Origin of the sequence: Microbispora catharanthi (genome assembly GCF_006334915.2) — a bacterium.
GTDB classification, from domain to species: domain Bacteria; phylum Actinomycetota; class Actinomycetes; order Streptosporangiales; family Streptosporangiaceae; genus Microbispora; species Microbispora catharanthi.
The window spans coordinates 56889-71591 of sequence record NZ_VDMA02000028.1 but is presented as its reverse complement, the minus strand read 5'-3'; the positions used below and the strand labels follow the sequence as shown (position 1 = coordinate 71591).

Here is a 14703-nt window from a genome sequence, read left to right as displayed (position 1 = left end):
AGGTCACGGGCAGCGCGGTGTCGGTCGCGTGGCACGTGAGAGTCGGCTTCCCTGCTGCCCTAAATCAACCGGCAGCTCTTCCGAAACTTTTCGGCGATCGGAGGAAGACGATCACGAGAGGCGGCCTGCCGGCGGGATCGCCGCAACGTCGCGGCGGCACGGGTGGCCGGTTTCGTGGGTCCGACGCCCACGCTCTCCGCCCGGCCCGCCAAAACGGCGTCCGACCTGGGGGTTCACCCGGTCGGACGCCGGCGTCGAGAGGCAGGCCCGAGACGCGGCCAGGTCACGCCGGCGGCGTCCACCAGTGGGGGTTGGCGCGATACCAGGTGACGGTTTCGGCCAGGCCTCGGCCGAAGTCGACGGCCGGCTCATATCCGAGCGCTTGGCGGATCTTGCTGTCGTCCAGTGCGTAGCGGCTGTCGTGCCCCTTGCGGTCCGCCACCCGCTTGATCATGGAAGCGTCGCCGCCGCACAGGTCCAGCAGTCGTTCGGTGATTTCCAGATTGGTGTGCTCCGCGCCGCCGCCGACGTTGTAGATCTCGCCGGCGCTGCCTTTCGTCAGCACCAGATGAACGGCTCGGCAGTGGTCCTCGACGTGAATCCACTCGCGTCTGTTGGCGCCGTCGCCGTACAAGGGCACCTTCCTGCCTCGCAGGAGGTTCGTGACGAACAGCGGAATGAGTTTCTCGGGGTGCTGCCGGGGGCCGTAATTGTTGGAGCACCTGGTAATGGAGACGTCCACGCCGTGAGTGCGCCAATACGCGCGGGCCACGAGGTCGGAACTCGCCTTCGAGGCGGCGTAAGGCGAGTTGGGCAACAGCGGCGCCTCCTCGGTCCAGGCGCCGTCGCTGATAGACCCGTACACCTCGTCGGTGGAGACATGCACCACGCGCGCGACACCGCAGGTGAGCACGGCTTCCAGCAATGTCTGCGTGCCGAGGACGTTGGTGTGGAAGAACGCGGACGCGGAGTCGATTGAACGGTCGACGTGGGATTCGGCGGCGAAGTGGACCACCGCGTCGTGACCGGGCAGCAACTCGCGCAACAGTTCCGCATCACAGACGTCGCCGTGAACGAACGTGAGCCGCGGATGTTCGTCCGGCAGGTTGGCCCGGTTGCCCGCGTACGTCAGCTTGTCCACAGCGGTCACCCGGGCCGATTCCAGCCCGGGAAACGCGCCGCCCAGAATGTTTCGAACATAGTGCGAGCCGATGAAACCGGCGGCGCCGGTGACCAGGATTCGCATGACGTCCTCTCCGCGTACGAACGGAACGAAAGGGTCCTACACGGCCGCGAGTTCTTTGGCGATGGTCATGATGTACTGGCCGTAATTGGAATTCGCGAGCCGCTCGCCCAGCGCGTAGCACTCGTGTGCGGTGATGAACCCCATGCGCAGCGCCACTTCTTCGACGCAGGCGATCCGCACGCCTTGGCGGTTCTCGAGCGTCTGCACATACTGACCGGCCAGCAACAGCGACTCCGGCGTGCCGGTGTCCAGCCAGGCGAAGCCCCGCCCGAGGTCGACGAGCTTGGCTCGGCCGTGCTCGAGGTATCGCTGATTGATGTCGGTGATCTCCAGCTCGCCCCGCGCCGAGGGCCGGAGATTCTTCGCGATGTCCACCACGGCGTTGTCGTAGATGTAGAGCCCGGTGATCGCGATGTTGGATCGGGGGCGAGCGGGCTTCTCCTCGATGGAGACCAGGTTGCCGTGCGCGTCCTTCTCCCCCACCCCGTATCGCTCGGGATCGTGCACCGGATAGCCGAACAGCACGCAGCCCCGCACGTCCCGGGTGTTCCTGGCCAGGACCTCGGAGAACGCCGGGCCGTGGAAGATGTTGTCGCCCAGCACCAGCGTCACGCTGTCGTCGCCGACATGGTCCGCGCCGATCACGAACGCCTCGGCCAGGCCGTTGGGCTCGGCCTGCTCGGCATAGTCGATCCGCAACCCCAGGTGTGCGCCGTCGCCCAGCAGCCGCCGGAAGTGCGGCAGGTCCATCGGAGTGGAGATGAGAAGGATGTCGCGGATTCCCGCGAGCATGAGCACGGAGAGCGGGTAGTAGACCATGGGCTTGTCGCCGACGGGCAGCAGCTGTTTGGACACCGCGAGCGTGATCGGGTGCAGCCGGGTGCCGGACCCGCCGGCCAGGATGATGCCTTTCATCGAAGCTCCCGTCCTGAATCAGTACGGCCCGACGAAACCGGCGGTGATGTCGGTCATCTCGCGCATCGGGAGGGTCGGGTCGCCGCCCAGCACGTCCAGGCAGGCGGCCGCGATCGTCCGGGCATTCGGGTGGAACGCCTCTTCCAGCGGCCATGAGACGGGGGCCGGGCTGTCCGGCAACGTCACGCGCCGGACGGGGCCCAGCAAGGCGCCGTGGACGTTCTCCGCGACCACGGCGGCGACCTCCGCGGCGAGGCCGTAGCGCGCCCAGCTCGTGTCCGCGACGACCAGCCGCCCGGTCTTGGCCACGGACGTGCAGATGATGGCCTCGTCCAGCGGCCTGATGCTGCGCACGTCCACCACTTCGGCGCTGATCGCCTGCTCGGCGAGCAGCCCGGCGGCGCGTTCCGCCTCCTGGACCATCAGCGAGGCCGCCACGATGGTCACGTCGCTGCCCGTACGGACGATCCGGCCCTTGCCGAAGGGCACCGGCTCCGGGTTCTCCGGCACCTCACCCTCGATCTCGTACAGACCTCGGTTCTCCAGCAGCACGACAGGCGTCTCGTTGCGGAGCGCGGACACGAGCAGGCCCTTGGCGTCCGCGGGACTGGCGGGCGTCGCGACGTACAGGCCGGGGAAGTGGCCGAAGACGGAATGGAGGTTCTGCGAGTGGGTCGCGCCCTGGCCCCAGCCCCGCCCGACGATGCCGCGCATCACGACCGGCACTCCGCCCTTGTCGCCGTACATGTAGCGCCATTTGGCCGCGAGGTTGATCAGGCCGTCCATGGCCAGGAACATGAAGTCGGCGCGCGCGTGCACCACCAGCGGCCGCATCCCCATGGACGCGGCGCCGACCGCGATGCCGGCGACGGCGTTCTCGGAGTTGGGGATGTCCAGCACCCGCGACGGGCCGAATACGCGGAACGCGTCGGTGGTGGTTCCGTGCCCGCCCTTGTGGTCGTCGACGTTCTGGCCCGCCAGGACGATCCGGGGATCGGCCTTCATGCACTGGACGGTGGCCTCCCCGATGGCCTCCCGGTACTTGAGCTTGCGCATCCTCGAGACTCTCCTTGTCAGCTCTCGTAGGCGCCCTGCAGCAGGTCCGCCACCGCGGGGAACGGGTCGGCCTTGGCCGCGGTCACCGCGTCGAGCACCTCCTGGCGGAACTCCCGCCGCCAGCCGGCGACTTCCTCGTCGATGTCCGGGTGCGCCGCGCTGAGGCCGGCCGCGGCCACCTTGATGGGGCAGCGCTCCATCCAGGAGTCCAGCTCGGCCTTGGTCCGATAGCCCTCGTCGTAGTCCCAGTTCGGGCCGACGTGCTCGCGCCAGCGATAGGTCCGCAGCTCCAGGAAGTACGGCCCCCTGCCGTCCCGGCACCATTCGACGGCTTCCCGCGCCGCGGCGTGCACGGCGAAGACGTCGTTGCCGTCGAGCTGACGGGACGCCATGCCGTACCCGCGGGCCCGCTCCCAGATGGTCGTCCCGTACGGCTGACGCGCCCGCAGCGGCGACGAGATGGAGTATCCGTTGTTCTCGCAGACGAACAGCACCGGAGCCCGCTGCGTCGCGGCGAAGTTCAGCGCCTCGTGGAAGGCGCCCTCCTCGGCGGCGCCGTCGCCGAAGAACGTGATGGCGACCCGGGGCGCCCCTTCGAGTGCGAACGCCCACCCCGCGCCGACGGCAAGGGAGATCGACTCGGCCAGGATCGCCGTGGCGCCGATGAACCCGGTATCCGGAGAGGTCAGGTGCACCGACCCGCCCCGGCCGCCCGCGCAGCCGGTGGCCTTGCCGTACAGCTCGGCGACCATGGCCCGCAGGTCGCCGCCCTTGGCCAGGTACGGTCCGTGGCTGCGGTGGCCGCAATAGGCCACGTCATCGGGCCCGGCGGCCGCGCACACCCCGACCGCCACGGCCTCCTGCCCGATGGAGAAATGGGTCGGGGTCCGCATCTCCTGCTCGTCGCGGTAGAGGTCGGCCAGTACCTCTTCGACGCAGCGGATCCGGACCATCTCGCGCAGCAACCGCTTACCGGATTCCACGCGTTCCTCCTTCCGGCTACGTGGTTTTCGAGTCCACAGTTCTCGAAGCCACAAGGGATTCGAGAACGGGGACGATCTCCGCCGGCGACGGCGTCGCGGCGATCTCGGCGCGGACCCGCTCGGCCGCCTTGCGGTAGCGGGGCTCGGTCAGCACTTCGGTGACCGCGTCTCTGATCGCGCCCACGTCGACCCGGGCGGCCTCTTCGACCAGTCCCAGGCCCGCGCCGCTTTCCGCCACCGTTTCGCCGACCTGGACCAGCATCGGCCCTTCCTGCGCGACCACGACCTGCGGAACTCCGTAGGCGTAGGCGGTCAGCGACCCGCCACCGCCGCCGTGGTGGACCAGGAGGTCGGTGTCCCGCATGACGGCGCTCACCGGCAACTGGCCGACGACCCGGATCGTGTCCGGCACGGTCCCCAGATCGGCGTGGTACTGCTCCGGGGCCAGCAGCAGAACCTCGACGTCGTCCATCCCGCGGGCGGCCTCGTGGACCCCGTCGATGACCGCGTGCAGGTCACCGCCCTGGGCCAGTGCCTCGCCCGACCACAGGCCGAACGACATGCAGATCCTGGTGCCCGCGCCGCGCTTGACGGCCCACTCCGGGACACCGGCCGTTCCGTTGTACGGCACCCACCGGACCGGCGTGCCGGGGACGAGGTTCGACGACATCATGCTCGGCGGGCACGGGTCGAGGATCAGCGCGGGGTCGGCCATGCCGTTCTCCGCGCCGAGCCGCGCACACGTTTCACGCAGCGCGTGCTTGGCCGGCTCCAGCAGGGTCGACGTGAACGCGTCGAAGCCCCACCTGTGCACGACACCCGGCACGTCGAGCGCGGCCGCGGCCACCAGGCCGCTGAACTCCATCGGATCCGTCATGATCACGTCGGGCGACCACGCCTGGGCGAACTCCAGGTACTCGTCGATGAAGATTTCGATCCTGGCCTTCCAGCGGCCCGCGATCGCGGTCGTCCGGGCGTCCTGGGGAGGCGGCGGTGCCTGTTTGGACCCCGGCGCCCAGAAAGGATCCTTCTTCTTCACCGGCGGCCGCCAGCGCCCGACCGAACCGGCGTCACCGGACAGCCGCCTGGTGAGGATCCCGGCCTCGTGGGCGCTGTGCGCGGTTTCCTCGTATCCCAGGAACAGCACCTCGTGGCCGGCGGCCCGCAGGGCCCAGGTGAACGGCACCATCGGCAGGAAATGGCTCGGTGCCATCGAATTGACCAGCACGCGCATCGCGCTTCTCCGTCCTCGCAGGCTCGAAGGGCAGGGTCAGGGACCGGCGAGCTCGACCAGCCGGCCGTTGATCGAGTCGAGCATCAACCTGGGCGTGCTGAAGGTGTCGATGTCGTCGTCGGAGATCTTCACTCCGAGCTCGTCCTGCAGACGGGTCACGACCTCGTACACCGCGAGGGAGTCCAGGCCGAGCTCGTCCCACCTGGTGTCGAGAACGGAGTCGTCGACCCTGGTGGTGCTGCCGTCGGTGCCCACACAGGCGTCGACGATGGTCCTGAGCTTGGCGACGGTGAGTTGCTTCATTCGGCGGGTTCCCTTCCTTCGCTGCTGCACGCACTCTCGTCAGCCGCCCTCGAACGGTGGTCGAAGCCAACTCGGAGCCCCGGTGGTTCGAGCCCGGCTCCGGCCGGTTTCGAGTCGTGCCGGAGACCGTGAGCGGGACATCCAGTGAGGAAGGAGATGCCGTGGCCGACCTGCGCACGACAACGCCTACGCACAGCCGGATCCTCGGCGTCGGTACGTACCGGCCCCGCCGCGTTGTGTCCAATGAGGAGGTGTGCGGCCGGATCGACTCGACCGAGGAGTGGATCGAGACACGCTCCGGCATCCGCACCCGCCGGTTCGCCGCCGCCGACGAAACCCTGTGCGACATGGCCGTGCTGGCGGGGCAGGAGGCGCTCAAGCACGCCGGCATCACCGCCGACGAGATCGATTGCGTCGTCCTGGCGAGCATGTCCAATCTGGTGCAGACCCCGCCCGCCGCCGTCGTCGTCGCGCACGAGCTGGGCGCGGCCAATGCCGCGGGCTTCGACATCTCGGCCGCCTGCGCGGGTTTCTGCCACGCCCTCGCGGTGGGAAGCGACCTGGTGAGGGCCGGCAGTGCGAAGCACGTGCTGGTGATCGCCGCGGAACGGATGACCGACATCGTCGACCCCACCGACCGCACCATCGCGTTCATGTTCGCCGACGGCGCCGGCGCCGTCGTGGTCGGGCCGTCCGGCGAGCCCGGCATCGGCCCTGTCGTGCGGTGGGCCGACGGCTCGGCCCGCCGCGCGTTGCGGATGAACACGACCTGGGGCGAGTTCAGGGACGATCCCTCTCTGGAATGGCCCGCCATGAAGATGGACGGGCGCAGGGTGTTCCGATGGGTCGTGGAGTACGCCGTACCCGCCGCGCGGCACGCGCTGGACCGGGCCGGGATCGGCGTCGGCGACCTGACGGCGTTCATCCCCCACCAGGCGAACCTGCGGATGATCGAAGTCATGGCCGACCTGCTCGGTCTGCCCGCGCACGTGGCGGTGGCCACCGACGTGGTGACCGCGGGGAACACGTCGGCGGCTTCCATCCCGTCGGCCATGGACAGGTTGCTGCGTGAGGAGAAGGCGCCGCCGGGTGGCCCCGCCCTGCTGATCGGGTTCGGCGCCGGCTTGAACTACGCGGGTCAGGTCGTGCTGCTGCCCGAGGCGAGGAAGACCGATGCCTGACCCGTCGTTCATCGGCCGCACGTGAACCACGCGCCCGATGCGCCGGCCGGCGTGCCGCCTGGCCGTCGGCGGTCGTTCGAGTTGGCTTCCAACATGGCTCGACCACCGCTCCCTAGCGTCGTGAGGGTGCACGACAAGACCGAGGTGAGAGCATCCGACCAGCGGCGCGTGCTGGTCCTGGGCGGCACCGGTTTCATCGGGACGTACGTCTGCGCCGCCTTCGCCGAAGCGGGGCACGACGTGCTCGCCGTCGCGCGTCGAGCCGCGGCCGGCGTCGCGCCCGGCGTCCGGTTCGCCACGCTCGACGCCGCCGACGGCGCGGCGGTCACCGGCCTGTTACGCGTCGAGCGTCCCGACCTCGTGGTGAACGCGGCGGGCGCGGTGTGGGATCACGACGAACGCAAGGTCCTGTTCTCGAACGTGACCCTGGTCCAGCGACTGGTCGCCGCGCTGGCCGCGCATCCACGGCCGATCAGCCTGGTCCACCTGGGATCGTCCACCGAGTATGGCCCGCAACCGCGCGGCGTTCCGCTGCGGGAGGACACTCCGGCCCGGCCGGTCAGCCAGTACGCCCGCGGCAAGCTGAAGGCCACGGAGGTCGTGCTCCGCGCGTTCGAGGAGAGCGGCCTCGGTGGTTCGGTCCTGCGCCTGTGCCAGGTGATCGGCCCGGGGCAGCCCGCGCAGAGCCTGCTCGGCCAGGTGGCCGACGCGCTGGCCACACGCGACGGCCGCGGTGTGGAGCTGACCCTGGGTTCGCTCCGCGACGAGCGGGATGTCGTGGACGTTCGAGATGTGGCCGGCGCGGTCCTCGCCGCGGCCGAGATGGCGCCGGCCCCGCGCCGGGTGGTCAACATCGGCCGGGGAACGGCGCTCAGCGTCCGGGATCTGGTCGAGCGGTTGATCGCCATCGCGGGCGTGCCGGCCACTGTCCACGAACTCGAACACTCGCGTGCCACCCGGTCCGCCGGGATCGCATGGGAGCAGACGGATGTCACGGCCGCGCGGGACATCCTCGGCTGGACGCCGCGGTGGCCGGTCGACGAGACGCTGGGAGATCTCTGGCGGACCGCGGGAACGCGGCCTTCGAGCGGGCATCGAGGGGCCTTCCAACCGTTGCCGCAACACTGAAGTCCGGTACGGCAGGGACGGCAGGGAGGTGTGTCATCTTCCGCGTACGCCGGACCCGCGCCACGAAAGTGGGAGTGGGAGACAGTCACGATGACGAGCCCGATGGCGAGCGACACCAGGACGCTGATCCTCGAGCAGGTCCGCAAATACCATCAGCAGATCGGCACCAAGCCGTTCGTGCCAGGAGAGACACCGATCACCCCGACCGGAGCGGACCTCGACGAGGACGACCGGGTCGCGCTGGTGAAGGCGGCGCTGGACATGCGGATCGCGGCAGGCGCCTACTCACGGCGGTTCGAGCTGGCGCTGGCCAAGACGGTCGGCCTGCGCAAGGCCCACTTCGTCAACTCCGGTTCGTCGGCCAACCTGGTCGCGCTGACCGCGTTGACGTCGCCGTTGCTGGGCCGCCGGCGGCTGCTGCCGGGCGACGAGGTGATCACTGTCGCGGCGGGTTTCCCGACCACGGTCAACCCGATCGTGCAGAACCGGCTCATCCCGGTGTTCGTCGACATCGAGCTCAGCACGTACAACACGACCCTCGAGCGGGTCGCCGAGGCCATCGGCCCGAAGACCAAGGCGATCATGATCGCGCACGCGCTGGGCAATCCGTTCCCGGTGGCCGAGATCGCGGAACTGGCCAAGGAGAAGGGGCTGTGGCTCGTCGAGGACAACTGTGACGCGCTCGGCTCGACCTACGGCGGCCGGTTGACCGGGACGTTCGGCGACCTCGCGACGCAGAGCTTCTATCCGGCGCACCACATCACCACCGGCGAGGGCGGCAGTGTCCTGACCGACAACCTGCAGCTGGCCAGGATCGTGGAGTCGGTCAGGGACTGGGGGCGCGACTGCTGGTGCGAGCCGGGTGAGGACGACAAGTGCGCTCGCCGCTTCAAGTGGACGCTCGGCACGCTGCCGCCCGGCTACGACCACAAGTACATCTTCTCCCACGTCGGCTACAACATGAAGGCGACCGACCTGCAGGCCGCGCTCGGCGAGACCCAGCTGCGCCGGCTGCCGGAGTTCGGGGCCGCCCGGCGTCGCAACTGGCGGCGAATGCGTGACGGCCTGCTCGGCGTCGAGGGCCTGCGGCTGCCCGAGCCCACTCCGGGCAGCGATCCGAGCTGGTTCGGCTTCGTGCTGACCGTCGAGGAGGGCGCGCCGTTCGAACGCAGGGACATCGTGGCCGTACTCGAACGGGCCGGGATCGGCACCCGCCAGCTGTTCGCCGGCAATCTGACCCGCCATCCGGCCTACCGCAAGGAGACCTACCGGGTCGCCGGCGACCTGACCAACAGCGACATCGTCACCGAACGTACCTTCTGGATCGGCGTCCATCCGGTGATCACCGCCGAAATGATCGATTACATGACCTCAACCATCCGTGAGTTCGTCGCGGGCTGCGCCTGACGCGCGAGCCGACCTGTCCAGCGGACAGACCTAGTCAGGAGGTGCACGTGGTGCAAGTGCCGGCCAACGCCTTGCTCCGGCGCGAGAACCGGGAGCACGACTACCGCTTCACCGAGTCAGGGTCCACGAGCGACAACCGGCTGATGCCGACGGACCAGTTCCACGAGTGGTTCGCCGAGCGAGCCCGCGCCGGTGTGCTGGAGGTGCGCCGCGTGCCGTTCGCCGAGTTGGACGGATGGGACTTCGATCCGGACACGGGCAACCTGCGGCATGTCAGTGGGCGGTTCTTCACCGTCGAGGGCCTGGAGGTGCAGACCGACTACGGTCCGGTTCCCCGGTGGACGCAGCCGATCATCAACCAGCCCGAGATCGGAATTCTCGGGATCCTGGTCAAGCAGATCGACGGCGTGCTGCACTGCCTCATGCAGGCGAAGATGGAGCCGGGCAATCTTCCGCTGCTGCAGTTGTCGCCGACCGTCCAGGCCACCCACAGCAACTACACCAGGGTCCACAGGGGCGGCAGCGTGCCCTACCTGGAGCATTTCGTCGGCGACCGGCGCGGCCGTGTGCTGGTGGACGTGTTGCAATCCGAGCAGGGCGCCTGGTTCCACCACAAGCGCAACCGCAACATCGTCGTGGAGACCACCCAGGACGTTCCGCTGCACCCGGATTTCTGCTGGCTCACCCTGGGCCAGCTGCAGGAGCTGCTGCAGCTGGACAACGTGGTCAACATGGACGCGCGGACGGTCCTGTCGTGCATCCCCTTCGGCACGCCCGGCGGCGCCGGCACCGACTCCGGGTTCCGGTCGGCGTTGGTGCGGTCGCTGGCGCGGGATGAGGGAACGCTCCACTCGATGGGAGAGATCCTCAGCTGGGTCACCGAGACCAAGACCCGCTACCGGCTGGCCGTACGGCGCATCCCGCTGAACGACGTCACCGGGTGGCGGCGCGGCGACGACACGATCGCGCACACCGAAGGAAAACACTTCGAGACGATCGCGGTGTCGGTCGAGGGGAACACGCGTGAGGTCGCGAACTGGACGCAGCCGTTGTTCGCGCCACGCGATCAGGGTGTGATCGCCTTCCTCACCAAGCGCATCGAGGGCGTGCTGCACGTGCTCGTGCACGCCCGGATCGAGCCCGGTTATCTCGACATGGTCGAGCTGGCGCCCACCGTGCAGTGCACCCCGTCGAACTACGAGGGGCTGCCGGCCGGCAGCCGGCCGGCGTTCCTGGACGAGGTGCTGACGGCGCCGCCGGAGAGGGTCCGTTACGACGCCGTTCAATCCGAGGAAGGCGGCCGCTTCTACCGAGCGCGAAACCGCTACATGGTCGTCGAGGTCGACGGTGACTTCCCGCTGGCCGCGTCCGAGGATCACCGCTGGCTCACCGTCAGCCAGCTGACCGACCTGTTGCAGCACAGCCGCTATCTCAACGTGCAGGCACGCACCCTGACCGCCTGCCTCCATGGTCTGTGGTGAAGCGCCCATGACCGAGGTTCTCGTCGTCGGCGCGGGCCCCGCCGGTCTGACGTTGGCGCATGAGCTGGCTCGCCGCGGCGTACGGGTCCGGGTGGTGGACGCCAAACAGGGCCCGGCGGAGACGAGCCGGGCGATCGCGACCCATCCGCGCACCTTGGAGATCTACGAGCAGATGGGAGTCGCCGGCCGGATGGTCGGGCGGGGAGAACGCGTCCAGGCGTTCACCTTGTTCCAGAACGGGCGCAGGCTGACTCGGCTGGAAGCCGACTATGACGAGATGCCGACCCGGTTCCCGTTCACCCTCTGCATCGACCAGGTGCTCACCGAGGAGGTGCTCAGGGACGCGGTGCGCGCTCAGGGCGTCGAGATCGAGTGGGGTGTCAGGCTGGAGGACTTCGAGCAGGACGAGCACCGGGTGCGCGCGGCGCTGCGGCACGACTCCGGTGCGTCCGAGGCCGTCGCCGTGGACTACCTCGTCGGTTGCGACGGCGGGCACAGCACGGTCCGCAAGAAGCTCGGGCTGGAGCTGCTCGGGGAGTCCGCGGAGACCTGGTTGATCGCGGACGCGACGATCGACGTGGACGTGCCGAGAAACAGCATCTACTGGGTCCGCAACCGTGGCCTCACCATGATGATGGCGCCGATGAGCGGCGAGCGCCGGTGGCGGCTGCTGGACACGGTGAACGTCGAGCACGGCACCGACCCGGCGACCGTCGCCGAGCGCTTCAGCCGCGAGCTGAGCGCGGGGCTGGGGCGACGGGTGCGTGTGGACGAGCCGACCTGGACCTCGGTGTTCACGTTCCAGCAGCGGATGGTCCCGAGAATGCGGGTCGGCCGCTGTTTCGTCGCCGGCGATGCCGCGCACGTGCACAGTCCCGCCTCGGGCCAAGGAATGAACACGGGCATCCAGGAGGCGTACAACCTCGCCTGGAAACTGGCGATGGCGCTGCGCGGGCATGCCGAGGACAGGCTGCTCGACACGTACGCCGCCGAGCGCGTTCCGGTCGGTGCGGCATTGCTCAAGTCGACCAGGAAGGCCACATTCCTGGTGCAGCTGAAGAACTCCGTCGCGGGCTGGCTGCTGCCGATCGTGTTCACCGTGGTCCGTACGGTGCCGCCGGTGCGCAAGAAGCTGCAACGGGAGATCCTTGGCGGGATCTCCGGGCTCAACCTGACCTACGCCGACAGCCCGCTCACCGTCGCCGGCCCGGACAGGGACGGCGGCCCCCGGCCCGGTGAACGGATCACCAAGCTGCCCGCGCATGTCACGTCCGGCCCGGAGTGGCCGCAGATGCAGGCGGACCTCGCCGCTGCCCGCTGGCTGCTGCTCGCCGGGCCGGGCTCCGCCGATCTCGCCGACGAGCTGTCGGCGAAGGCGGGGGAATGGCTGACGGTTCGCGTCCTGCGGCCTGACAGCAGGCTCGGCCGTCATCTCGGCATCGCCGCGGGCGGCTGGGTGCTGGTCCGTCCCGACGGTTACGTGTGCGCGGCCGGTGCGGAGCTGACTGCCGGCCGGCTCTCCGCCGCGCTGACCTCGGTGGGCGTCGCGGCCCCGTAGCGCGAAGTAACGAGAACAAGCCCTTGTGGAGTTGTCCACAAGGGCCTGTTCCACCTGTGCTCTCTTACTGTGCCGTGGCTTCCAGCTCGATGGTCAGGGTCACCTCGCGTCCGACGAACAGCTCGCCGCTGTCGAGGGGCATGTCGGTGACCATCCCGAAGTCGTGCCGGTCGATGACCGTCTCCGCGCTGAATCCCGCTTTCGTGCTGCCCCACGGATCCACCCGGACCCCGTTGAACCGCAGGTCGAAGCGGACCTCCCGAGTCGTGCCATGCATGGTCAGCTCGCCGGTCAGCACCGCGGTGGAGGGGCCGGCCGGTTCCAGCCTCGTCGAGCGGAACGTGGCGGTCGGGTATTTCTCCACGTCGAGGAAGGTCGCCGACCGGATGTGCTCGTCGCGCTTGGGGTTGCGGGTGTAGACCGACGCGGTGTCGACCTCGACCTCGATCGACGAGGCCGTCAGTTCCGGCGCGACGTCGATCGTGCCGCTGACCGCGCCGAACGAGCCGCGGACCGTGGCGATCATCATGTGCCGCACCGAGAACGACACCTCCGAGTGGGCGACGTCGATCGTCCAGAGGCCGGCGGTGAGGCCGGGTGCCGACAGGGTTTCCGTGGTGGTCATTGCTGGGTTCCTTCCGCTGGCTGAGACGCGAGGTCCGGCTTGGGAGGACCGCCGGGACGGCGAATCGTCACCGGACGCATGAACAGGGCGGACAGACCGGCGAGGACGGCGCCGGCGAACCCGACCGTGGCCACGGTCATGGTGAGTGCGTCGCTCATCCCGGCCAGTGGGCCGGCCGTGGTCGACTGGAGCAGTGCCGAGAACATGGTCTGCCCGATCGCCAGGCCGAGCGTGTGGCCGACGGTCTTGGTGAGCATCAGGGTGGAGGTGGCGGTGCCGATGTCAGTCGGCGGCACCGAGTTCTGCGCGAGCAGGCCGACGCCGGCCATGGACGGCCCGATGCCCACCCCGATGAACGTCAGGTAGAGCACGACCAGGACGAGCGGCGTTTCCGCGCCGACCGTGAACGACAGCGCCGAGCCGACGCCGAGCAACGCGGCCGCCGCGATGAGAACCGGCTTCGCCCAGGTGGGACGCCACATCATCGGGACGCTGTACCGGTTGCTCAGCACCATTCCCAGAAGCAGGGGGAACAGCAGCAGCGCCGACACGGTCGCCGAGATGTTCCGCACCTGCTGGAAGTAGAGCGGCATGAACAGCACGGCGGGGAACATCGCCATGGAGAAGAAGCCGCTGGCCCCGAGCACGGCCGAGAACGTCCGGTTGTGGAAGAGCTCAAGCGGCAGGAGGGGAACCCGCGTGCGCCGCTCGACCAGTACGAAGACCCCGATCAGCACCACACCGAGCACCAGGCACCCGGCCACCGGCGGGCTGAGCCAGTCGTACATGACCTGCCCGTCGGCCGTCCTGCCCTTCTGGGTCAACCCGAAAAGGATCAGCGACAGGCCGCTCATGAACAACAGGGCGCCGCGCACGTCCGCCTTCCCCGACGGGACGTCGGCGGCGCGGAAGCGCGGCATCAGCAGCGCGACGACCGCGATGATCGGCGGCACCAGCAGCAGGTTGATGAAGAACACCGAGCGCCAGCCGGCGAAGTCGGTCAGCAGACCACCGACGTACGGCCCGCCCATCAGGCTGACCGCGATCATCGTGCCCATCGCCGACTGCAGCTTGCCGATCGCCTCCATCGGGAACGCCTCACGGGCGAACGCCATGGCCACAGGGAGCAGGCCGCCGGCCCCGACGCCTTGCAGCGTCCGGAAGACGATCAGGAAGGGGAGCGACTGGGCGAGCCCGCAGAGGACCGATCCGAGGAGGAAGAGTCCCAGCGAGATCAGCAGGGCCGGCCGGCGGCCATGAAGGTCGGAGTATCTGCCGTACAACGGCGCGGTCACCGTGGACGTCAGCAGATATCCGGTTACGGTCCAGGTGTAGAGCGTCTGGTCGCCGTTGAGCTGTTCAACGATCTTGGGGAGGGCCGTACCGATGATCGTCGCGTCGAGCAGGCTCAGGAACGCGGCGGCGAACGTGCAGATGAGCACGATCCGCTGGGCCCGCGGGTCCATCCGCCCGAACACGTCGCGTATGGTCGGCCGCTCGCTGCCCGTAGAGGCGGCGGGGTTGCCGAATTCCGCCACAGTGTGCTCCTTCCTGTGCGGGAATGACCGGTGAGGACGTGCGCTGCC

Annotated in this window: 13 protein-coding genes; 5 read left to right on the top strand and 8 right to left on the bottom strand. The window is 69.1% G+C overall.

Annotated features, from left to right (window positions below; all coding sequences use genetic code 11):
• Positions 1 to 283 precede the first annotated feature (283 nt).
• The 6 genes from rfbB to FH610_RS36675 are packed head-to-tail and all read right to left on the bottom strand — an operon-like array spanning position 284 to position 5737.
• Complete coding sequence (gene rfbB, locus FH610_RS36700) at positions 284 to 1246, bottom strand: dTDP-glucose 4,6-dehydratase (RefSeq protein ID WP_139579829.1); 963 nt, start codon at positions 1244 to 1246, stop codon at positions 284 to 286.
• Between the two features lie 36 nt (positions 1247 to 1282).
• The gene (gene rfbA / locus FH610_RS36695; RefSeq protein WP_139579828.1) at positions 1283 to 2161 is read right to left on the bottom strand and encodes a glucose-1-phosphate thymidylyltransferase RfbA; all 879 of its coding nucleotides are present in this window, start codon (positions 2159 to 2161) and stop codon (positions 1283 to 1285) included.
• An 18-nt stretch (positions 2162 to 2179) separates the two neighbouring features.
• Entirely contained in the window at positions 2180 to 3217 is a 1038-nt protein-coding gene (locus tag FH610_RS36690) for an alpha-ketoacid dehydrogenase subunit beta (protein WP_139579827.1), read from the bottom strand.
• A 17-nt stretch (positions 3218 to 3234) separates the two neighbouring features.
• The gene (locus FH610_RS36685) at positions 3235 to 4200 is read right to left on the bottom strand and encodes a thiamine pyrophosphate-dependent dehydrogenase E1 component subunit alpha (protein ID WP_240809413.1); all 966 of its coding nucleotides are present in this window, start codon (positions 4198 to 4200) and stop codon (positions 3235 to 3237) included.
• A gap of 16 nt (positions 4201 to 4216) precedes the next feature.
• Complete coding sequence (locus FH610_RS36680; RefSeq protein ID WP_139579826.1) at positions 4217 to 5434, bottom strand: nucleotide disphospho-sugar-binding domain-containing protein; 1218 nt, start codon at positions 5432 to 5434, stop codon at positions 4217 to 4219.
• 36 nt (positions 5435 to 5470) lie between these two features.
• On the bottom strand, positions 5471 to 5737 hold the full coding sequence (locus tag FH610_RS36675) for an acyl carrier protein (RefSeq protein ID WP_041952854.1): 267 nt from the start codon (positions 5735 to 5737) through the stop codon (positions 5471 to 5473).
• A 161-nt stretch (positions 5738 to 5898) separates the two neighbouring features.
• On the opposite strand from FH610_RS36675, the gene FH610_RS36670 reads away from it, so the two are divergent.
• The 5 genes from FH610_RS36670 (at position 5899) to FH610_RS36650 (ending at position 12492) form a co-directional block, all read left to right on the top strand.
• Positions 5899 to 6918: a beta-ketoacyl-ACP synthase III gene (locus tag FH610_RS36670; RefSeq protein ID WP_139579825.1), complete on the top strand. Its 1020-nt coding sequence runs from the start codon at positions 5899 to 5901 to the stop codon at positions 6916 to 6918.
• 126 nt (positions 6919 to 7044) lie between these two features.
• A complete protein-coding gene (locus tag FH610_RS36665; protein WP_161628175.1) occupies positions 7045 to 8046 on the top strand; it encodes an NAD-dependent epimerase/dehydratase family protein in 1002 nt (333 codons plus the stop codon).
• Positions 8047 to 8136: 90 nt separating this feature from the next.
• Positions 8137 to 9453, top strand: a complete 1317-nt coding sequence (gene rfbH, locus FH610_RS36660) for a lipopolysaccharide biosynthesis protein RfbH (RefSeq protein ID WP_240809412.1) — start codon at positions 8137 to 8139, stop codon at positions 9451 to 9453.
• A gap of 47 nt (positions 9454 to 9500) precedes the next feature.
• On the top strand, positions 9501 to 10934 hold the full coding sequence (locus tag FH610_RS36655) for an NDP-hexose 2,3-dehydratase family protein (RefSeq protein ID WP_240809411.1): 1434 nt from the start codon (positions 9501 to 9503) through the stop codon (positions 10932 to 10934).
• Between the two features lie 7 nt (positions 10935 to 10941).
• Positions 10942 to 12492 (top strand): FAD-dependent oxidoreductase, encoded by a 1551-nt coding sequence (locus FH610_RS36650; RefSeq protein WP_205826336.1) that lies wholly within the window; start codon positions 10942 to 10944, stop codon positions 12490 to 12492.
• A 64-nt stretch (positions 12493 to 12556) separates the two neighbouring features.
• Here FH610_RS36650 and FH610_RS36645 read toward each other — a convergent pair whose 3' ends face one another.
• On the bottom strand, positions 12557 to 13117 hold the full coding sequence (locus FH610_RS36645) for a YceI family protein (protein WP_139579822.1): 561 nt from the start codon (positions 13115 to 13117) through the stop codon (positions 12557 to 12559).
• Entirely contained in the window at positions 13114 to 14655 is a 1542-nt protein-coding gene (locus FH610_RS36640) for an MFS transporter (protein WP_139579821.1), read from the bottom strand. The genes FH610_RS36645 and FH610_RS36640 overlap by 4 nt, the downstream gene beginning before the upstream one ends.
• Positions 14656 to 14703 lie beyond the last annotated feature (48 nt).